Source organism: Bradyrhizobium sp. CCGUVB14 (assembly GCF_024199935.1).
Classification (GTDB): domain Bacteria; phylum Pseudomonadota; class Alphaproteobacteria; order Rhizobiales; family Xanthobacteraceae; genus Bradyrhizobium.
In genome coordinates, this window is record NZ_JANADS010000001.1 from 2,539,585 (window position 1) to 2,560,780 (window position 21,196).

The 21,196-nt window shown below is 63.9% G+C and carries 17 protein-coding genes; 9 read left to right on the forward strand and 8 right to left on the reverse strand.

From position 1 onward, the window contains the following. The first annotated feature begins 121 nt into the window (after positions 1 to 121). From NLM32_RS11730 to NLM32_RS11745, 4 genes are all read left to right on the forward strand, one after another. Positions 122 to 1,831 (forward strand): NADH-ubiquinone oxidoreductase-F iron-sulfur binding region domain-containing protein, encoded by a 1,710-nt coding sequence (locus NLM32_RS11730; protein ID WP_254129131.1) that lies wholly within the window; start codon positions 122 to 124, stop codon positions 1,829 to 1,831. Then, positions 1,828 to 4,596 carry a formate dehydrogenase subunit alpha gene (gene fdhF / locus NLM32_RS11735; RefSeq protein WP_254129132.1) on the forward strand — a complete coding sequence of 923 codons (2,769 nt, stop codon included), beginning with the start codon at positions 1,828 to 1,830 and terminating at the stop codon, positions 4,594 to 4,596. The genes NLM32_RS11730 and fdhF overlap by 4 nt, the downstream gene beginning before the upstream one ends. A gap of 227 nt (positions 4,597 to 4,823) precedes the next feature. Further along, positions 4,824 to 5,297, forward strand: coding sequence for a Cys-tRNA(Pro) deacylase (gene ybaK / locus NLM32_RS11740; protein WP_254129133.1), 474 nt, complete (start codon positions 4,824 to 4,826; stop codon positions 5,295 to 5,297). A gap of 248 nt (positions 5,298 to 5,545) precedes the next feature. Continuing rightward, a complete protein-coding gene (locus NLM32_RS11745; RefSeq protein WP_254135292.1) occupies positions 5,546 to 6,613 on the forward strand; it encodes a patatin-like phospholipase family protein in 1,068 nt (355 codons plus the stop codon). Between the two features lie 118 nt (positions 6,614 to 6,731). Here the strand turns inward: NLM32_RS11745 and NLM32_RS11750 are convergent, their stop codons facing one another. Beyond that, positions 6,732 to 7,427: a GntR family transcriptional regulator gene (locus NLM32_RS11750; protein ID WP_254129134.1), complete on the reverse strand. Its 696-nt coding sequence runs from the start codon at positions 7,425 to 7,427 to the stop codon at positions 6,732 to 6,734. 158 nt (positions 7,428 to 7,585) lie between these two features. Here NLM32_RS11750 and tcuA point away from each other — a divergent pair, with 158 nt between their 5' ends. From tcuA to NLM32_RS11770, 4 genes are all read left to right on the forward strand, one after another. Continuing rightward, positions 7,586 to 8,977, forward strand: coding sequence for an FAD-dependent tricarballylate dehydrogenase TcuA (tcuA, locus tag NLM32_RS11755; RefSeq protein ID WP_254129135.1), 1,392 nt, complete (start codon positions 7,586 to 7,588; stop codon positions 8,975 to 8,977). After that, entirely contained in the window at positions 8,964 to 10,070 is a 1,107-nt protein-coding gene (gene tcuB, locus NLM32_RS11760) for a tricarballylate utilization 4Fe-4S protein TcuB (RefSeq protein WP_254129136.1), read from the forward strand. Before tcuA ends, tcuB begins: the two co-directional genes overlap by 14 nt. Before the next feature lie 72 nt (positions 10,071 to 10,142). Then, positions 10,143 to 10,301 (forward strand): DUF5993 family protein, encoded by a 159-nt coding sequence (locus NLM32_RS11765; protein ID WP_254129137.1) that lies wholly within the window; start codon positions 10,143 to 10,145, stop codon positions 10,299 to 10,301. A gap of 10 nt (positions 10,302 to 10,311) precedes the next feature. Then, positions 10,312 to 10,878, forward strand: a complete 567-nt coding sequence (locus NLM32_RS11770) for a disulfide bond formation protein B (protein ID WP_254129138.1) — start codon at positions 10,312 to 10,314, stop codon at positions 10,876 to 10,878. Here NLM32_RS11770 and NLM32_RS11775 read toward each other — a convergent pair. The 3 genes from NLM32_RS11775 to NLM32_RS46085 all read right to left on the reverse strand — a co-directional run bounded on the left by NLM32_RS11775 (position 10,871) and on the right by NLM32_RS46085 (position 15,588). Further along, positions 10,871 to 11,560 (reverse strand): triacylglycerol lipase, encoded by a 690-nt coding sequence (locus NLM32_RS11775; RefSeq protein WP_254129139.1) that lies wholly within the window; start codon positions 11,558 to 11,560, stop codon positions 10,871 to 10,873. The genes NLM32_RS11770 and NLM32_RS11775 overlap by 8 nt on opposite strands. Further along, a complete protein-coding gene (locus NLM32_RS11780; RefSeq protein WP_254129140.1) occupies positions 11,553 to 14,960 on the reverse strand; it encodes an acyl-[ACP]--phospholipid O-acyltransferase in 3,408 nt (1,135 codons plus the stop codon). Before NLM32_RS11780 ends, NLM32_RS11775 begins: the two co-directional genes overlap by 8 nt. 361 nt (positions 14,961 to 15,321) lie before the next feature. Continuing rightward, on the reverse strand, positions 15,322 to 15,588 hold the full coding sequence (locus NLM32_RS46085) for a hypothetical protein (protein WP_309144841.1): 267 nt from the start codon (positions 15,586 to 15,588) through the stop codon (positions 15,322 to 15,324). 51 nt (positions 15,589 to 15,639) lie between these two features. Here NLM32_RS46085 and NLM32_RS11785 point away from each other — a divergent pair, with 51 nt between their 5' ends. Next, positions 15,640 to 16,260 (forward strand): TetR/AcrR family transcriptional regulator, encoded by a 621-nt coding sequence (locus tag NLM32_RS11785; protein WP_254135293.1) that lies wholly within the window; start codon positions 15,640 to 15,642, stop codon positions 16,258 to 16,260. Positions 16,261 to 16,269: 9 nt separating this feature from the next. On the opposite strand, the gene NLM32_RS11790 is transcribed toward NLM32_RS11785, so the two are convergent. From NLM32_RS11790 to NLM32_RS11805, 4 genes are all read right to left on the reverse strand, one after another. Next, complete coding sequence (locus NLM32_RS11790; protein WP_254129141.1) at positions 16,270 to 17,577, reverse strand: GGDEF domain-containing protein; 1,308 nt, start codon at positions 17,575 to 17,577, stop codon at positions 16,270 to 16,272. A 246-nt stretch (positions 17,578 to 17,823) separates the two neighbouring features. Continuing rightward, positions 17,824 to 19,128: a nicotinate phosphoribosyltransferase gene (pncB, locus tag NLM32_RS11795; RefSeq protein WP_254129142.1), complete on the reverse strand. Its 1,305-nt coding sequence runs from the start codon at positions 19,126 to 19,128 to the stop codon at positions 17,824 to 17,826. Between the two features lie 81 nt (positions 19,129 to 19,209). Beyond that, a complete protein-coding gene (locus NLM32_RS11800) occupies positions 19,210 to 20,046 on the reverse strand; it encodes a putative nucleotide-diphospho-sugar transferase (RefSeq protein ID WP_254129143.1) in 837 nt (278 codons plus the stop codon). Positions 20,047 to 20,213: 167 nt separating this feature from the next. After that, positions 20,214 to 21,179, reverse strand: a complete 966-nt coding sequence (locus NLM32_RS11805; RefSeq protein ID WP_254129144.1) for a LysR family transcriptional regulator — start codon at positions 21,177 to 21,179, stop codon at positions 20,214 to 20,216. Positions 21,180 to 21,196 lie beyond the last annotated feature (17 nt).

The following is a 21,196-nucleotide window of genomic DNA, read 5'->3' on the forward strand; positions in this document are numbered from 1 at the left end:
GACTTGGTCTCAGGGCCGCGTGCGACGCGGTTCCCGAGTGTCAGGTCTGGAAATGAGGGTGGATCGCGACGGCAATCCCGCCCTGAGATCATCGCGCTTTTGAGGAGAACGCGACGTTTCCATGAGCAGCAACGACGACGTTCACAAGGTCAGGGAATTCGAGCATCCGGGCGAGGGCCGCCGGCGCGCCAAGGCTACGCCCAAGGGCCGGCAGGTCGATCCGACCGCCTTGCATCAGATCGAGCAATTGCTCGGCGACAGGCCGCGGCGGCGCGATCTCCTGATCGAATATCTCCACCTGATCCAGGACAAATATCACCAGATCTCGGCCGCGCATCTTGCCGCGCTCGCCGACGAGATGAAGCTCGCCTTCGCCGAAGTGTTCGAGACCGCGACCTTCTACGCGCATTTTGATGTGGTGAAGGAAGGCGAGGCTGGCATCGCGCCGCTGACCATCCGCGTCTGTGACTCGCTGACCTGCGCGATGCTTGGTGGTGAAAAGCTGCTCGAGGATTTGCAGAGCGCCTCAGGCCCCGGCATCCGCGTCGTGCGTGCGCCCTGCGTCGGCCGCTGCGATACGGCGCCGGCCGCCGAAGTCGGCCACAACTTCGTCGATCATGCGACCGTCACCAATGTGATGGCGGCCGCGAAGAGCGGCGACACCCACACGCATCTGCCGAACTATATCGACTACGACGCCTATGTCGCCGGCGGCGGCTACAAGCTGCTGGGTCGTGTGCGTTCGGGCGAGATGTCGAAGGACGATCTCTTGAAAGCGCTCGACGATGCCTCGCTGCGCGGCCTCGGCGGCGCCGGCTTCCCGACGGGGCGCAAATGGCGCGCGGTGCTCGGCGAGCCCGGTCCGCGCCTGATGGCGATCAACGGCGACGAGGGCGAGCCCGGTACGTTCAAGGACCGGGTCTATCTCGAGAGCGATCCGCACCGTTTCATCGAGGGCATGCTGATCGGCGCGCATGTGGTGCAGGCCTCCGACGTCTACATCTACCTTCGCGACGAATATCCGGCCTCCCGCGAGATCCTCGAGCGCGAGCTCGCGAAACTTCCCGCGGGTGGTCCGACGCTGCACATGCGCCGCGGCGCCGGTGCTTACATCTGCGGCGAGGAGTCTTCGCTGCTCGAAAGCATCGAGGGCAAGCGCGGCCTGCCCCGGCACAAGCCGCCTTATCCGTTCCAGGTCGGCCTGTTCGGCTTGCCGACTCTGATCAACAACATCGAGACGCTGTGGTGGGTACGCGACATCGTCGAGAAGGGCGCCGACTGGTGGAAGGGCAATGGCCGCCACGAACGCCATGGCCTGCGCAGCTTCTCGGTCTCGGGCCGCGTCAAGAACCCCGGCATGAAGCTCGCACCCGCCGGCATCACCGTGCGCGAGCTGATCGACGAGTATTGCGGCGGCATGGCCGACGGCCATCAGTTCTATGCGTATCTTCCGGGCGGCGCGTCCGGCGGCATTCTGCCGGCGTCGATGGACGACATTCCGCTCGATTTCGGCACGCTGGAGAAATACGGCTGCTTCATTGGATCGGCCGCAATCGTGATCCTGTCGCAGAAGGACAGTGTGCGTGCGGCGGCGCTGAACCTGATGAAGTTCTTCGAGGACGAAAGCTGCGGCCAGTGCACGCCGTGCCGCGTCGGAACCCAGAAGGCGGCGCAACTGATGCAGAAGCCGGTCTGGAACCGCGCATTGCTGGAAGAATTGAGCCAGGCGATGCGCGATGCGTCGATCTGCGGGCTTGGACAGGCAGCATCGAATCCGTTGTCTTCCGTGATCAAATATTTCCCTGACGAGTTCAAGGAAGCCGCCGAATGACCAAGATTACGTTCGAGCTCGACGGCAAGCAGGTCGAGGCCAAGCCCGGCGAGACGATCTGGCAGGTCGCAAAACGTCAGGGTCGCGAGATTCCGCATCTCTGCTATTCGCCCGCGCCCGATTATCGCCCCGACGGCAATTGCCGCGCCTGCATGGTCGAGATCGAGGGCGAGCGCGTGCTGGCCGCGTCCTGCAAGCGCACGCCGTCGGTGGGCATGAAGGTGAAGACCGAATCCGCGCGTGCGGTGTCTGCCCAGAAGATGGTGATGGAGCTGTTGGTCGCCGACCAGCCGGCGCGTGAGACTAGCCATGACCCGGATTCGAAGTTCTGGCACTGGGCAGAAACCACTGGTGTCACCGAGAGCCGCTTCCCCGCTGCCGAGCGTTGGGAAACCGACGCCAGCCATCCGGCGATGCGCGTCAATCTCGACGCCTGCATCCAGTGCGGCCTCTGCGTGCGCGCGTGCCGCGAGGTCCAGGTCAACGACGTCATCGGCATGGCCTACCGCAGTCATGGCTCGAAGATCGTGTTCGACTTCGACGATCCGATGGGCGAGTCCACTTGCGTCGCTTGCGGAGAGTGCGTGCAGGCCTGTCCCACCGGTGCGCTGATGCCGGCGGTGATGCTCGACGACAAGCAGACCCGCGTGACCTACGCGGACAAGAAGGTGGATTCACTCTGCCCGTTCTGCGGCGTCGGCTGCCAGGTGACCTATGAGGTCAAGGACGAAAAGGTGATCTATGCCGAGGGCCGCGACGGCCCCGCCAATCACAATCGTCTTTGCGTCAAGGGCCGCTTCGGTTTCGATTACATCCATCATCCGCATCGCCTGACAAAGCCGCTGGTGCGGCTGCCGAATGCGAAGAAGGATTCCAACGACCAGGTCGATCCCGCCAACCCCTTCACGCATTTTCGTGAAGCGAGCTGGGATGAAGCGCTCGACATCGCAGCCAAAGGTCTCGTCAAGATCCGCGACGAGAAGGGTGTGAAGGCGCTGGCCGGCTTCGGCTCGGCCAAGGGATCGAACGAAGAGGCCTATCTGTTCCAGAAGCTGGTCCGCACCGGCTTCGGTTCGAACAATGTCGATCACTGTACGCGCCTGTGCCACGCCTCATCGGTCGCGGCGCTGTTCGAGGGCCTGAGCTCGGGCGCGGTGTCGGCGCCGTTCTCGGCGGCGATGGATGCCGAGGTGATCTGGGTGATCGGCGCAAACCCGACCGTGAACCATCCGGTCGCGGCGACCTTCATGAAGAACGCGGTCAAGCAGAACGGCGCAAAGCTGTTCGTGATGGATCCGCGCCGGCAGACGCTGTCGCGTCATGCGACCAAGCATCTGCAGTTCAAGCCCGGCTCCGACGTCGCCATGCTGAATGCGATGATCAACACGATCATCACCGAAGGCCTGACCGACGACCAGTACATCGCCGGCTACACCGAGGGGTTCGAGGACCTCAAGGAGAAGATCAAGGAATTCACCCCGGAGAAGATGGAGGCGATCTGCGGCATCCCGGCACAGACGCTCCGCGAGGTGGCGCGAACCTATGCGCGCGCCAAATCGTCGATCATCTTCTGGGGCATGGGCATCAGCCAGCACGTCCACGGCACCGACAATGCGCGCTGCCTGATCGCGCTGGCGCTGATCACCGGCCAGGTCGGCCGGCCCGGCACCGGGCTGCATCCGCTGCGCGGCCAGAACAACGTGCAGGGCGCCTCCGACGCCGGCCTGATCCCGATGTTCCTGCCGGACTACCAGCCCGTCGGCCGCGACGATCTACGCGGCAGTTTCGAAAAGCTCTGGCAGCAGGAGCTCGATCCCGTGCGCGGCCTGACCGTGGTCGAGATCATGAATGCGATTCACGCCGGCGAGATCACGGGCATGTATATCGAGGGCGAGAACCCCGCGATGTCCGACCCCGATCTCCACCATGCGCGCCAGGCGCTCGCGATGCTCGATCATCTCGTAGTACAGGATCTCTTTGTCACCGAGACCGCGTTCCATGCCGACGTCATCTTGCCGGCGTCTGCTTTTGCGGAGAAGGATGGCTCCTTCACCAACACCGACCGCCGCGTCCAGCTCGCGCGTCAGGTGATCAAGCCTCCGGGCGATGCGCGGCAGGATCTCTGGATCATCCAGGAGATCGGCAAGCGCATGGGCCTGCCGTGGAATTATTCCGGCCCGGGGGATGTCTATACCGAGATGGCGGAACTGATGCCGTCGCTCAAGAACATCAGCTGGGAGCGCCTGGTGCGCGAAGGCGCCGTCACCTATCCGGCCGATGATCCGAACAAGCCGGGCAACGAGATCATCTTCACCACGGGATTTCCGACCGCGAGCGGTCGCGGCAAGATCGTGCCGGCCCATGTCATTCCGCCGGACGAGGTGCCCGACGACGAATATCCGATGGTGCTCTCGACCGGCCGCGTGCTGGAGCACTGGCACACCGGCTCGATGACGCGTCGCGCCCAGGTGCTCGACCAGATCGAGCCCGAGGCGGTCGCATTCATGTCGCCGAAGGACATGCGCAAGAAGAAGCTGGTGCCCGGCGATTTCATTCGGCTCGAGACCCGCCGCGGCGCCGTCGAGGTCAAGGTCCGTTCCGACCGCGACGTGCCGGAGAACATGGTGTTCATGCCGTTCTGCTACGCAGAGGCGGCAGCGAACTTGCTGACCAATCCGGCGCTCGACCCGTTCGGCAAGATCCCGGAGTTCAAGTTCTGCGCCGCGAGAGCCGAACGCGCGGAGATGCGGGACGCGGCGGAGTAGCGTCTTTCTGGTGGTTGACGCGACGGCTTGGCCAACCAACCGCTGTCGTCCCGGCGAACGCCGGGACCCATACCGCGTGGTCCATCAACTGCTGACGGTCGCAGTCCCGGACTACAAGTCTTAGCCAAACTCCTTCCTGGGGTTATGGGTCCCGGCGTTCGCCGGGACGACAGCTACACGTGCTGCGGCCTATGCCGCTTCACCGCTGACGGTGCTACACATCACCCATGTCCAAGGTCACCCCCGCCACCCGCGCACTCACAGCTGCCCGCGTTGCCTTCACCGTTCACGCTTACGACTATGATCCCGATGCCGAAAGCATCGGCCTCCAGGCCGCCGCGGCGCTCGGCGAAGATCCCGCTCGCGTCCTGAAGACGCTGATGGCGCTGGTGGACGGCAAGCCGGTTTGCGTCATCGTACCCTCCGACCAGGAAGTCTCGATGAAGAAGCTCGCCGCTTCCGTGAGCGGCAAGTCGGCGCAGATGATGAAGCCACCGGAGGCCGAGCGTGTCACCGGCTACAAGGTCGGCGGTATCAGCCCATTCGGGCAGCGCAAGCCGGTCCGCACCGTGATCGAGCAGAGCGCGCTCGCGCATGCTCTGGTCTATCTCAATGGCGGCCAGCGTGGCTTGCAGGTGCGGATGAAGCCGACCGATGTGCGCGATGTCGTGAAGGCGGTGGTGGCGGACGTGCTGGCGTGATGGCACTCAAGAAAACAGAGAAAGGTTGGCGTCCTGCCCCCGCGTTCTCTCTCGGGATGCCAAGGTCGGCTATGGGAGCGACATGGACTTGTCTAGCATTTCCGATTTGGATCATTTAATCCTCAAGATCCGCCAGAGCGCCAATCCCGGCTCTGTGGAAACGCGCGATTTCGCAGACAAACAGATCAAAGAGCTTTCAAAGGCAATGAAACGACCGTAGCAAATCAGATGGGATGCCGATGGCCTCCATGGATGCGAGTGCGGAGCGGAACGCCGGGGAGCGGCTTGAGCCAACCTCCAACCAGGTCAGGAAGATCAACCTTGCGCTTCAGGGAGGTGGCGCGCATGGCGCCTTTACCTGGGGTGTACTCGATCGGCTGCTGGACGAAGAGAAATTGGCCTTTGATGGACTGAGTGCGACCAGCGCCGGCGCGATGAATGCCGCGGCCTTCGCATACGGGTTGACGGTTGGCGGTCGTGATGGCGCGCACAAGGCGCTCACCGACTATTGGAAGCGTGTCAGTGAGGCAGCGAGGCGTGGGCCGTTGCAGCCGAGTCCGTTCGACCGGATGCTGGGCGATCACAAGCTGTCATGGTCGCCGATATTCTCAATGATCGGCTTCGTGACACGCATGCTCTCGCCCTATCAATTCAACCCGATCAACTACAACCCTTTACGTGAGGTGGTCGAGCAGTCGATCGATTTTGGCGTATTGCAACGAGCGAACTGTCCGGTCAAACTCTTCCTGTCAGCGACCAATGTTCGCACTGGCAAGGTGAAGATCTTTGCGGAAAAGGAGATCTCGGTCGATGCAGTGATGGCTTCGGCCTGCCTCCCGACTATGTTTCATGCGGTGGAGATCGACGGTGAAGCCTATTGGGACGGCGGTTACATGGGGAATCCTGCAATTTTCCCGCTGATCTACAACTGCGAGAGCGCCGACACCGTCATTGTCCACATCAACCCGTTGCTGCGCACAGATGTGCCCCGCACGGCCGACGATATCCTCAACCGCATCAACGAGATCAGCTTCAACTCGTCCCTGATGCGGGAGATGCGCGCGATCGGCTTCGTCACCAGCCTGATCAGGCAAAAGCGTGTCACGGATGGCGGGCTGAAGAGCGTGCTGATCCACAGCATCTCGGATGACGGCTTCATGGGCGCGCTCACGCCGACCAGCAAGTACAACGCCGACTGGGATTTCCTGATTTTTCTTCGCGATCAGGGCCGCAAATGCGCGGACGACTGGCTCGCGAAGAACTTCGTCAAACTCGGCGTCGAATCCTCGGTGGACCTCGATAAGATCTACCTCTGATATCAGACGCGTCCCGGCGGCATGCCCCGCGGACGCTTCAGGTCATAAGCAGTCGATGCCGACCAAACGGGGCGACCTCCGCTAAACCCGCGGGAGCTGACTTTCATGCGCAAACGCCCTACTGCTTCTGCAGCAGCTTGAGCCGGCAGCGCAGCGCCTCGCGAATGTGGGCGCGCGCGAGCTGCTCGGCCTTGTCGCCGTCGCGCGCCGCGATGGCCTCGATGATGCCCTGGTGCTCGCCATGGCTGGTCGAGGGCCGTCCCGTCACGGTGAAAGTGGTCGGGCCGAGCAGGGCGATCCAGTCCTGCAGGTCGCGCGAGGCATTGTCGAGATAGCGGTTGCGTGCAGCGCGGCAGATCGCCTCGTGGAAGGCGCGGTTGAGCCTCGCTCTTTCTTTTGCCGTCTCGGCGGCGTCAGTCTCGGACACATCGACAAAAGCCTGTTCGATATCCCTGAGCGCATCGACCTCGGGTGCCGATGCGTGCTCAGCGGCGAGGCGCGCGGCGGCGCCCTCCATGATCTCGCGCATGGCGTAGAGCTCGAGCACCTCCGAGATGTCGAGGTTGCGCACGATCAGCCCGCGGCCGCCGGCGGGCTCAACGAAGCCGCGTGCGGCGAGCCGGCCAAGCGCCTCCCGCACCGGTGTGCGGCTGACCTTCAGCCGTTGCGCGACCTCTTCCTCGCGCAGGCGATCGCCGGCGCGGTAGCTGCCGGCCTGAAGGGCCTCGCAGAGCGAGCGGAACACCGCTTCGCCCAGCGCGACGCCACCGCCGCGTGCGATCGATCCGCCTGCCTTTGCCGGGCGTCTGGCCATGATTCCTCGGGCTCGCAATGCGCATCCTGCCCATGCAGAGATGCGGCTTGCATCGCGTCTGTATATCTTTGTATACAAAAGTACGCAATGCCTACCAGCCTTGACCGGGGCTGCCTGCGGGCAGAATGTCTCTAACTTCATCGCATCGGACTGACGGTATGAGCGGCAAATACGATGTGCTGGTGATCGGCGGCGGCAACGCAGCGCTGTGCGCGGCGATCGCGGCGCGCCGCGGCGGCGCCTCGGTGCTGGTGCTCGAAGGTGCGCCAAAGTTCTATCGCGGCGGCAACACCCGCCACACCCGCAACATGCGCTGCGCCCATGACGCTGCGACCGAAATCCTGACCGGTCCCTACACCGAGGATGAGTTTTGGGAGGATCTGCTGCGCGTCACCGGCGGCCAGACCGACGAGGTGCTCGCCCGCCATATGATCCGGGAGTCCAAGGACATCCTGAACTGGATCGTGGAGCAGGGCGTGCGCTGGCAGCCCTCGCTCGGCGGTACCCTGAGCCTCGGCCGCACCAACTCCTTTTTCCTGGGCGGCGGCCGCGCCATGCTGAACGCGCTCTATCTGACCGCCGAGCGGCTCGGCGTCGACGTCGAATATGACGCCGAGGTCACCGATCTCGTGATCGAGGACGGCATGTTTCTCGCCGCGCGCCTGAAGCGGCCGATCAACGGCGAGGCCGAGGTCCGCGCGACGTCGCTGGTCGCCGCCGCCGGCGGGTTTGAGGCCAACATCGAATGGCTGAAGCAATATTGGGGCGAGGCAGCCGACAATTTCCTGATCCGCGGCACGCCCTACAATCGCGGCTCGATCCTGAAGATGCTGCTCGACAAGGGCGTGCAGGAGGTCGGCGATCCCACCCAGTGCCATGCGGTTGCGATCGATGCCCGCGCGCCGAAATTCGACGGCGGCATCATTACGCGGCATGACTCCGTCGTGTTCGGCATCGTCGTCAACAAGCATTCGCAGCGCTTCTACGACGAAGGCGAGGACATCTGGCCGAAGCGCTACGCGATCTGGGGCCGGCTGGTCGCGGCGCAGCCCGACCAGATCGCCTACATCATCTTTGACTCCACTGTCGTCACCTCGTTCATGCCGACGCTGTTTCCGCCGATCGCCGGGCAGACGATCGCCGAGCTTGCCGGCAAGCTGACGCTCGACCCGGCCGCGCTGGAAAAGACCATCACCGAATTCAACGCGGCGGTGCGGCCCGGCACGTTCGATCACACCATTCTGGATGATTGCCGCACCGAAGGCATCACGCCGCAAAAGACGCACTGGGCGCGCAAAATCGACACGCCGCCTTATCTCGCCTATCCGGTGCGGCCTGGCATCACCTTCACCTATCTCGGCACGCGTGTGAACAAGGAGGCGCGGATGCTGATGGCTGACGGCAAGCCGTCGGCCAACATGTTCGCAGCCGGCGAGATCATGGCGGGCAATGTGCTCGGCAAGGGGTATGCCGCCGGCATGGGCATGACCATCGGCAGCGTGTTCGGGCGGATCGCAGGACGGGAAGCGGCGAAACATGCACGGAACTAGAATTCTGGACGAGGCCGACCGTCTGATGACGGTCTGCAATTCCTGCCGGTATTGCGAGGGTCTTTGCGCGGTATTTCCCGCGATGGAGATGCGCCGCGCCTTCTCCGACGGCGATCTCAACTACCTCGCCAACCTCTGCCATTCCTGCGGCGCCTGCTACGTCGATTGCCAGTTCTCGCCGCCGCACGAGTTCAACGTCAACGTTCCGAAGACGCTGGCGGTCGCGCGCGCCGAATCTTATGCCGCTTATGCTTGGCCGCAGGCGCTGTCCGGCGCCTTCGCACGCAATGGCCTCGTCATCAGCATCGTCGCTGCACTGAGCATGGCGGCCTTCATCTTCGGCTTTGCGGCCCTGAACGATCGCAGCGTGCTGCTCGGCGTGCACACCGGTCCTGGCGCCTTCTATAAGCTGATGCCGCACAATGCGATGGCCGTGCTGTTCAGCGCTGCCTTTCTCTATGCGATCCTCGCACTGGTCATGAGCGTCCGCGCCTTCTGGCGCGACATTGGCACGCCGATCGGCGGGCGGGCTGATGGTGGCTCGATATTCCAGGCCATCCGGGATGCCGGCGAGTTGCGCTATCTCCATGGCGGCGGGGTCGGCTGCTACAACGAGGACGACACGCCGACCGACCGTCGCAAGCTTTTCCATCATTTGACGTTCTATGGCTTCCTGCTGTGCTTTGCCGCGACCTCGGTCGCTACGCTGTACCACTATCTTCTCGGCCGTGAGGCGCCGTATCCGTTGTGGGATCTGCCCGTGGTACTCGGCACACTCGGTGGCATCGGGCTCGTCGTTGGTCCGATTGGCCTGTTCCTCGCGAAAACGCGCCGCGATCCGGCCCTGCTCGACGAGAACCGCTACGGCATGGATGTCGGCTTCATCGCCATGCTGTTCCTGACCGGTTTCACCGGCATGCTGCTTCTGCTCCTGCGCGAGTCTCCGGCCATGGGGCCGCTGCTGGCGCTGCATCTCGGTGCGGTGTTCGCGCTGTTCATCACCATGCCCTATGGCAAGTTCGTGCACGGCATCTATCGCTTCGCGGCGCTGGTGCGCTACGCTCAGGAGCGGCGCAGCGAAGCCGGCTCTTGAGGGGCGTGCAGGGCTGACGTATCTCTTGCGCGGTTCGCGCGATGCGCGAATCGCCTGGGGGAGCCCGCGCTCATGTACATGTTTCTGCCTTTCCTGCTGGCGCTGGCAGGCTGCGCGTCGGTCTGGTGTTCGCGCGCGGGACTGAGCTATGCGCTCTGGAGCGCGACGATCGTCGTCACCATCGCGTGGTTCTTTCACCACGCGACCGATCCGCTGAAGTTCTCGTTCTGACGGGGGCGAGATGAGCACGACGGAAATGAGCGAACAGCGATCGGTCGGTGCGGTCCTGAACATGCTCGGGCTGCTCGGGATCTCGCTGGTTCTGGCGATCGCGTTCTTCTATCAACTTGCGTTCGGCGAGCTGCCATGTCCGCTGTGTCTGCTGCAGCGGGCCGGCTTCATCGCGATCGGCATGGGGTTCCTGCTCAACATTCGCGTCGGTGAGCGGCCGTCGCACTATGCGATGATCCTGATCGCCAGCCTCGTCACGGGAGTCATTTCGATGCGGCAGGTCTCGCTGCATCTCGCACCCGGCGACGCTGGATATGGTTCGGCGCTGTTCGGGCTGCATTTCTACACCTGGGCGCTGATCGCGGCCGTCGGCATGATCTGCTATGTCGCGCTGGTCTTCGTCCTGAAGGATTTGGCCGGCGAGCGAGATGCCGCTGCGCCGATAAGCGGGCCGGCATCGAACGCGGTGTTCGCCATCTTCGCGTTGCTGGTTGCCGCAAACCTGCTATCCACGGTGCTGGAGTGTGGCGCCGGCCAATGCGATGACAATCCGGTTCGCTATCTCTTGCTCAGGTGATCGGGCTGAAGCGGCCGTCGTGCAGGAAGGCGATTGTCTGCTCGATCGCAACGCTATGGCGCGGCAGCCCGGTATGGGACGCCTTGACGACGATGTGATCGGCCATATCGTCGAGCTTCGCACTCGCGACGGAAACCCTGCCGTCATTGGGCCGTGGCAGGACGAAGGCCGAGGCGATCGGCGCGATGGTGCGACATCCCGCGATGATGCCGACCGCATAGTCCGGCGACGGCAGAGCGGCGAGCACGGGATCCAGGATGGTCGTCAATTGCTGGCCGGACGGCCCAAACGCTGCGCGGTAGACGGAGAGATCCTTCACGAGATCCGCGACCTCGCTGCCGTGATTGGGCGTGCCCAGCATCACGACGCGGCCGAGCCGCGCCGGCCGGTGCCTGAAAATATAGACGCGCGCGAGCAAGCCACCCATGGAATGAGCGACGAAGTGGATCGTGCCGCCGCATTGCTCAGCGAATGCGGCGATTGGCGCGTGGATGTCCTCCGCAAGCTGTTCGAGAGGCCTCTTCCGGCTGGCATAGTCGAGATTGAGCGTCGTGAAACCGCGGCGCTGCAGCGTTCGTTCGAGCCGCTTCAGCGTCCAGGAGCCAACCCCGATGCCGTGAAGCAAGACCACGCCGTCGCGCCGGAGGTCCGGCGCGACGGCGATGGGTTTGATCTCACGCAACCTCGCGCTCCGATGCTGGCGTCGCTTGCTCGCGGGCCATCGTCGTTGCCGTGACGTAGTCGGTCTTGCCGGTTCCGAGCAGCGGCACCTTGTCGACCACCATGATCGTTGCGGGCACGGTCAGCTCGGAGGCCCCGATCGTCTTGGCCTGGGCCTGCATTGCGCTGCGCTCGGCATTCTTCTCCGTCGTCAGCAGCACGATGCGCTCGCCCTTGCGCTGGTCGGGGATCGACACGGCGACCGATGCGGCCTGCGGCCACAGCGTCGTCGCGATGCTCTCGACCGCCGACAGCGAGACCATTTCGCCCGCGATCTTGGCAAAGCGCTTGGCGCGCCCCTTGATGGTGATGAAGCCGGCCGGGTCGATCGCCACGATGTCGCCGGTGTCATGCCAGCCCTCGGCGAGCGGCTCAAGCACGCCGGGGTTTTCGGCCCGCAAATAACCGAGCATCACATTCGGTCCGCGCACCGAGAGGCGTCCGCCTTCCTCGATGCCGGGGACCGGATCGAGGCGGCTTTCCATCAGCGGCGACAGGCGGCCGACGGTGCCGGGGCGGTTGGCCATCGGCGTGTTCATCGCCAGCACCGGCGCCGTCTCGGTGACGCCATAGCCTTCGAGAATGCGGATGCCATAGCGTTCCATGAACACCTGCCGCGTCCGGTCCTTGACCGCCTCGGCGCCGGCGATCACCAGGCGCAGGGTGCGGAAGTCGTAGGCATGCGCCGAGCGAGCGTAACCGGTGAGGAACGTATCGGTGCCGAACAGGATCGTGGCGCCGGTCTGGTAGATCAGTTCCGGCACGATGCGATAGTGCAGCGGCGAGGGATACATGTAGATCGGAATGCCCGCGAGCAGCGGCATCATCATTCCGCCGGTCAAACCGAACGAGTGGAACACCGGCAGCACGTTGAACACCTTGTCATTGGCATTGGCATCGACCCGCGCCAGCGCCTGCGCTGCGTTGGCGAGGATGTTGCGGTGGGACAGCACCACGCCCTTGGGCGTGCCTTCCGAGCCCGATGTGAACAGCACAACCGCGGGATCGTTGGCCTGGCGGGCAACGCGCGGCGCGGTGCCGGCGAGCAGGCCCTTGATCTTGTCGGCGGTGCCGATCGAGGCGCGGACGTCCTCGAGATAGACGACGCGGGCCTCGGCCGAAATCGCGGCCATCAACTTGTCGAGCTTGCCCTTCTCGATGAAGGCTTTCGACGTCAGCACGGTCTTGACCTGCGCGGCCTTCATGGCGGCGAGGACGTTGACCGGCCCGGCCGAGAAATTCAGCATCGCCGGAACCCGGCCAATGCTCTGCAGTGCCATGAAGACGACGGCGACGCCCGCGGAGTTCGGCAGCAGCACGCCGACATTCTCGCCGGCCATCGTGCCGGTCTCGAGCTTGCGGCTCAGGACCTGCGCGCCGAGGATCAGCTTGCGATAGGTCAGCTTGGTGCCGAGCGCGTCTTCGATGATGACCTTGCCGGTGTCGCGGTCGCGATAGGCGTGGCCGAGCGCTTCGAACAGCGTGTGGTCGAGCATGGCGTTCTTGACCATCGCGTCGATCATCACGTCCTGGAGCGCGGCGCCCGCAGCGTTGCGGCGCGCCTTGCCCTTCAGGGCCGGATCGACCGGCAGCTTGACCGGCGGTAGGATCGTCACCGTCACCCGCGGAAACCACGAGCGCTTGATCTGGCTGCCGTTGAGGTAACTGAGATGCGAGCGTTGCGCGCCTTCGATGCGAACCGGCACGACCACGGCGTCGGCCTTGTCGGCAATCATCGCGGTACCGTCATAGACCTTCATCAGCGAGCCGGAGACGGTGATGCGTCCTTCCGGGAAGATGACGACCGGTTCGCCGGCGGCGACGAGCTTGATCAGGTCGCGCGCGGCCAGCGGCTTGCTCGGGTCCATGGTGTAGTGCTTGACGACGCGCAGGAACGGCTTGGCCCACCAGGCCTTGGAGATGCCGGTATCGACCGCGAAGCTCGCGTCGATCGGCAGCACGGCATGCAGCAGCGGGCCGTCGATCAGGCTGACATGATTGGGCGCGATCAGCATGCGCGTGCCCGGAGGCGGCAGGTTCTCGAGCCCGCGCACCTCGGTGCGGAACAGGGCGCGGAACAAGAGCCCGCCGAAATCGCGCACGCCTTCCTTGCCCCATTTCGTCAGCACGAACCACACCGCGCCGAAGCTCGCGACACCCAGGCCGAGGAAGATCCAGCCGACATGCAATCCGGCCGCCTGCAGCAGTGCGACGAACAGCGAGCCGATCACCATGAAGGCGGCCTGCAGCACGTTACCGGCGGCGATGATGCGGGCACGCTCGTTCGGAGCCGACCAGGCCTGCACGGCCGCAAAGGACGGAACGACGAACAGCCCGCCGCCGAAAGCGAAGACGACGAAGTCGATCAGCATGCGCAGGCCGGCAAACGAGGTTGCGAAATCGACCGCCGCGATGTCGTTGCCCTTCACCGTGACGCCGATGGCCCAGGCGAGGTCAATGCCGGCAAATCCCATCATGATGGCGCCGATCGGCACGAGCGCGAGGTTCGGGCGCACATGGCTCAGGCTGGCGGCAAACAGCGAGCCGATGGCGATGCCGATCGCGAAGATCGCCAGGCACAGCGTCACCACGCCTTCGCTGCCACCGACGACGTCCTTGACCAGCGCCGGCAGCAGCGACAGCACGATCGCGCCGACCAGCCAGAACCAGGAGACGATCACCGTGCCGTCCCACAGCCGATGGTCGGCATGGAGCGTCTTCAACAGGTTGAGCGTCGAGGTCCAGGGATTGGCATCGACGGGCAGATCGGGCGCGGACGGCGTCGTTTGCGGAATGCGGGAGGCGAAGGCCCACGACAACAGCGCCAGCACGACCACGGCCGATGCGACCCAGCCCATATGGGCGGAGCCGGCCACGAACTGGCCACCCGCGACGGTGCCGAGCAGGATGGCCATGAAGGTCGCGCCTTCGACCAGCGCGTTGCCGGTCGCGAGCTCACCGAGCTCGAGCTGGTCCGGCAGCATGGAGTATTTTACGGGGCCGAACAGGGCGGCGATGATGCCGAACAGCGCAAGCGCCGTGAACAGCAGCGGCACCGAGTGCATGAAGAAGCCGGCGGCGGCGAAAGCCGCAGCGAAGATCTCAGCGAATTTCAACCGCCTTGCGACGACCGATTTGACGTATTTGTCGGCGAGCTGGCCGCCGAGCCCGGACAGGATGAAATAGGGGAAGATGAAGACGGCGCCTGCGACCGTCACCAGCGCATCGCCGTGGCCGGTCGCGGCACTGTAAAGCAGGATGATGACGAGCGCGTTCTTGAGCACGTTGTCATTGAGCGCCGAGAAAAATTGCGCCCAGAACAGCGGCGCGAAGCGGCGAGACGACATCAAATCCCTGATCATGACGAGTCCTGTTTTCGGGAGGCAGCCTGAGGTTGTTGCGTTGTCGGTGAAACGTCACGACCGGAAGGGTGTGGGCGGAGCGATCGCAGGGTGACGACGGTCATCGGCCTGCGCAGTCCCCTCGATCCTTCCGATCCTGTTGGTCTCCAGGTGGTCTCGTTAGGTTCGCAATTATCCGGTTGCGGCCGCGGTTTCGGGCGGAATTGCCGCGCTTACGGGGGATATCGCGACGGCCGATGAGGAAAAGCTGAACGGCATCTCCGACATCCGCGGCATCGGCCACGAATCTCCGGACATATTGAGTCTTTTGTTGCGGCCAATCCTCGCATTCGAGTGGATTCGCATGCGCACCGGCTTCCCCTCAGGTGAGGTGGGCGAGATGGCGGAAGGGGTTCAAGCGGCCGAGCAGGCTGAAGCGGCGGCGCTCGTGGCGGGCACGGGCGCGGCTGGACCGCCACATCCGGAAGGTTGCGCGGCGCTCGGCGAGGACGCCGGCAATGTCGCAGGCATTTGCGATCCGATCGATCGGGGCCATGACGATCCGCAGCACGGCGCGGCCGAAGCCGCTCAAGAGGGCCGCGGCGTCATCGAGAAAGGTGGCGGCGATATCAACAGCGAGGGTTTGCATTTTGCTGGTCTCCGAGTTAATTTGAACAATGTTCACATGAGTAGCTTGAAAATGAACAATGTTCAAGAAGAATCGCTGCGAGACCAGAAAAAAAATCGACGGCGTCTCCAGATCCTAGAGATCGCCCGCAGCATTATCGCGACTAAGGGATTGAGATCGTTGAAGGTTCGGGACGTGGCCGAGGCCGCGGGTTGCTCGGTCGGCAGCGTCTATAACGAATTCGGCGACTTCGACGGGGTGATCCTGACGGTTAATCGGGAAACGGTTCAGGCGCTGACGGCGCGGCTGGGGAAGGTTCCGGCTGAGGATCCGGTCCGCCAGCTCTATGGTCTGGCGGAGACCTATCTCGAATTCTTCGCCGAAAACGCCAATCTGTTGCGCTCGCTGTTCGAGCATCGGATGGAAGACGACCGTCCCTATCCCGACGACATTCTTCAGATGGTGATGGACGCCTTCGCGTTGATGCATCCGCCTCTGGTGCGCGTGTTGCCGGATGCGGATGACGTGAAGATCGCACTATTGTCGCGCACGCTGTTCTCCGCAGTGCATGGAATCATCTCGCTCGGCCTCGAAGAACGAATGATCGCGGTGCCGCCACAGATGCTTCGCCAGCAGGTCACGCAGTTCCTGGACGCGCATCTCCTGGGTCTCGGGATCCTGCCGGCGCGGTAATTGCGACGATCACGCGCGGGCAGCTTCGCGCGGCCGCGCGGCGACGAGCACGACGTCCGGTTTTCCGTTGTCGACTTGGACCCGGTTGCGTCCCTTTTCCTTGGCGCGATAGCAGGCCACGTCCGCCCGGCGCATCGCCTCTTCGAGCGTGGTGTCGGCGTCGGCAATGCAGGCGACGCCGATGCTGGCGGTCACCGCAAAGCATTGATCGTCCCAGGCGAAGTTGAACAGCTCGAGCGACCGCCGCAGCCGCTCGGCGATGTCGACGGCGTCGTACGGAGCGCATTGCGGCAGGATCAGGCCGAACTCGTCGCCGCCGAGCCGTGCGACCAGATCCTGTGGCCGCCGCTCCTGCTGCAACAGTCGCGCGACCTGACACAGCAGCCGATCTCCGGCGAGATGACCGCAGCCGTCGTTGACGCTTTTGAACTGGTCGAGGTCGAGCAGGATCAGGCTCAGCGTATTTTCGCCGCGACCATCGAGCTCGCTCTGCAGGCGCGCCTCGAAGGCCCGCCGGTTGGCGAGGCCGGTCAGCCAGTCATGCGAAGCCTGAAAGGCGAGGCGCTCCTTCTCGGCATGCAGCGCATCCTCGAACGCCTGCCGTTGCAGCACCAGACGCCGCGTGTGCCAGATCAGGAGCAGGATCAGGGTAGCGGCGGTGACGATGTTGAGGCATGTCAGCGTGAACTTGATGGCGCGGGAGCCTTCGCCCAGCACCGTCGAGAACCGCTCGGCATGACCCGTGAACTGCCTGTTGAGCTCCGACAGCCGCGACGACAGGAATTGCAGCCGGTCGCTATCTCCAATGGGGCCGTTCTTCAGTTCACTCTTGATGACTTCACCGAACACGCTGAGCTCCAGCAGCATCGGATCGGTGGCAGTCCACTCGCGGATCGCTTCGCGCAGGAAGCTGACCTTGTTGAAATAGCGGAACAGCCAGATCAGGCCGGGAACATCATCGGGATGGTTGCCGCCTTGCAGGAAGCCGATGCGCGCGAGCTCGACGTCGACCGGATCGCCCTCGAGGGCCCATCTCGCATATTCGTCGCCGATCGGCACGGCGAGAGAACTCTGATACCGCGCGAACTGGTGGGCTTCGCCCGAACGCAGATAGAGATTGAGGGAATAGACGGCGTTCTTCTGCGAGCGCGACCACATCGCTTCGCCCGCGACATAGGCGCGAACCGATGACATCACCTCCAGGCTGAATCCCGCGATCGCCGCCTGAAGTACGACGACCATGACGAAAGGCGAGACGAGCTTGATGACGTGAAGGAAGCTGCGTTCCTTCGCCGACGCTGCAGTTCTGCGAAACACTCTGCGTTCCCCAAATCACTCAACGATCCCAGCGGAGCGTTCCGCTGATAACGCCAATGAGGCGGGAACGCTGCTTAACTCAACCTGAAAGAGCAGAGAGACTGTCTCGCAGGGTGAAAGCGCTGTGAAACGGATGCGCGCAGATCGTCGCAAATGCCGCTGAACCGGAACCGACGCGGCATCGGCGCGCCGATGTCGCGAATCCGATCCTCGCGATTTACCCGATTGAGAGAATTTGGATCGGGACTAGACCAGCACCGGCTTGCGGACACGGCCGGCATCGCCGAACACGCGCAGATAACGCTCGATCTCCGAGGGCATGCCGGTCGCCTTCTCCGGATTGTCGGAGAGCTTGACGGCCGGATGTCCGTCGACCGACGACACCTTGCAGACCAGCGAGATCGGATCGAGGTTGAACGTGCCGTCCGGCGCGCAGCCGACGAAATCATTGGTGAGGTTGGTGCCCCAGCCGAACGAGAGGCGCACGCGACCGGAGAAGTGGTGATAGGTCTCCTCGATCGAGCCGACATCCATCGCGTCGGAGAACACGAGCAGCTTATCCTTTGGGTTGCGGCCCTTCTTCTCCCACCAGGCGACGATCTCCTCGCCGGCCTGGATCGGCGGCGCGCTGTCGGGGCGGAAGCCGGTCCAGTCGGCCACCCATTCCGGCGCGTCGCGCAGGAAGGCTTTGGTGCCGAAAGCATCCGGCAGTGCGATCAGCAGGTTGCCGCCATAGGTCTGGCGCCACTGATCGAGAATGCGATAGGGCGCCCAGCGCAATTCCTCGTCGTCCTTGGCGAGTGCGGCGGCGACCATCGGCAGTTCATGCGCGTTGGTGCCGATGGCCTCGAGATCGTTGTCCATCGCGAGCAGCACGTTGGAGGTGCCGATGAAGGACGAACCCAGCCCTTCCTTCACCGCCTCCACGCACCAGCGTTGCCACAGGAAGCCATGCCGGCGGCGGGTGCCGAAGTCAGAGAGCCTCAGATTCTCAAGCTTGCGCAGCCGCTCCACCTTGGTCCACAGCTTGGCCTTGGCGCGGGCATAGAGCACGTCGAGCTCGAAACGGCCGCGGCCCTTCATCGCCGAGCGCGAACGCAACTCGTTGAGGATGGCGAGCGCTGGAATCTCCCACATCGTGGTGTGGGCCCAGGGCCCGTGGAAATGCAACTCATACTGCCCCTCGACCTTGCGCAGCTCGTATTCGGGCAGGCGGAATTCGGACAGCCAGCGGATGAAATCCGCCGAGAACATGTGGGTCTTGCCGTAGAAGGTGTTACCGGCAAGCCAGATCAGCTCCTTCTTGGTGAAGCGGATGGTGCGGGCATGGTCGAGCTGGGCGCGCAGCTCGCCCTCGTCGATGATCTCGGCAAGGCGGACATGGCGCGAGCGGTTGATGACCGAAAATGTCACCTGCTGATGCGGGTATGATTCCCGAATCATCTGTAACATCAATAGCTTATAAAAGTCGGTATCAAGCAGGCTGCGGATGATGGGATCCAGCCGCCAGCTGTGATTGTAGGTTCGGCTCGCGATATCGGTCACTGTCATGGCCGAATTCTAGCGTGGCCGCCCGCGCGCAACCAGTGGGTTTGGCGAAGGGCAGGCCACCGCCGCGGCTGCCGGCAAGCACTATCGTGACCGGCGCTGAAACAACGTCTTGGTCCAGCGCAGCGGCGCTGTCACCCGCCAGGACGTCGAGCTGTGGACCGCCGCCAATTGCGCCCGCGCCTGATCCCGCTCCGACGCGAGCTCGTACCGTTTGGCGAGGGCGGAATCCCGCTCGCCGGTGACCCAGTCGCGCATGGCCGCGTCCTCGCGCCACAGGCCGAACTGGCGGGCGATCGCCTGACGCACATCGGCATCGAGCCCTTCGCGCATCGACGCCGTCAGGGCATCCGCCTCGACCATCTTGAGCCGCGTCGACGGATTGCTGATCCCGGCATAGTGGTGAACAATCGGGTCCGGCGCGGTGGCGAGCCCGGGGATCGAATTCCAGGCCGTGTCGAGACGCGCGACATGAGACCGGTTGGGTTCGTCCGGGCGATCCGGTCCAAGTCCCAGACAGTCATCATAGCCGAGCGCGTGAAGGATGGTCGCCTGGTCGAACCAGGCATGCTGCACCTGGCCGATCTCCCAGACCCGTTCGAAAAACGCGCGCGACCAGTCGGTCACGCGGATCAGCATGACGCCTGAATTGAAATGCGGCACGAAATCGGCGGCCATGATCTCGGATGTATCGGGACCGTGCCAGGCCATGTGCAGGTCGGCGGCATCTATCGCCGCGGTCCTGACATCGACATCGTTACGGAGCACGACGGCATCGACGTCCATCCAGAGCACGAAGTCGAAATTGTCTTCGAGAGCGGCGCGGATCACCTCGATCTTCAGCCATCCGCGCGGACGTTTCCAATCATTGCGGTGAACGAAACGCTGCTGGTATCCCTGTGCTGCCGCGAAGGCTTGCATACGGGGAATCGTGAAATCGGCAAGCGGCCTCTGAAGGGAATCGCAGGCCGTCAGAAGGCACAGGCTGGACTTCACAAGGCTTCTCCGAACGCCTTCGCATCGGCGTTGCCTTCGCACGTCCTTGTGGTGTCGCCAATGAACCGTCGTTCGCAATCGACGCGTCGGATTCAGGCGGCGGCCGTCGCTGCCATGGACTCCAGTTGCGCGCGAATCCAGCGATGGGCCGGGTCCTTCTGATAACGCTGGTGCCAGACCATGAACATCGGCAGTTCGGCCAGCGTGCGTGTGCGCGAGGCTAGCGGAATCCGCGCGTGCGCGAAGCCGTGCATCACGCCGGGCGCCAGCAGGCTCGGCATGCTCGCCAGCATCTGCGTCCCGCGCAGGAACGACGGCACGCCGGAAAAGCTCGGCACGGAGATGGCGATGTCGCGGTGAAAGCCGTTCGCGGCGAGCCGGCGGTCGAAGTCGAGCCGCTCGTTGTCGGTGTAGACCACGGTGATGTGGCGCGCGGCGAGATAGGCGCTGCGACTGCCCGGTGCGGCCCGTGCCTTGGGATCGAAATAGCAGACGTAATGATCCCGCAGCAGTCGCTTCTGCACGATGTCGATGCCGGACGGCGGCAGCGGTGTGATCAGGAGATCGCACCGATTCTCGCGCAACATGGCAGGTGAGGGCGACTGCGACGGGATCACGCGCAGATTGAGGCTCTTCACCTGCGCGGCGACATGTCCGAAGAAGCGCGGCAGCAGCAGGTCGCGCTGGAAATCATTCGCAGCGATCGTCAGCGAAAGCTGGGCGCTTGCCGGTTCGAACGTGACGCTGCCGGCGAAGCTGCGCATCTCGTCGATCAGCGCCCGCGCCTTTGCGGCCAGCGCCTGGGCATGCGCGGTCGCGACGATGCCGCGGCCGGATTTGGCGAACAGCGGATCTCCCGCGATCCGCCGCAACTTTTTCAGGGCGTGACTGACGGCCGATTGCGTCAGGCCGAGCCGGGTCGCGGCGGCCGTCACCGAACCCTCCTCCAGCACGGCGAGGAACAGTTCGAGGGCGTGGCCGTCCAGCGCCAAATGATCGATTTCTTTCATGCAATATATTATAATCGATCTATTTATCTGTGGAATAGGTCGGCCCATGATCTCCCGATAAGCCG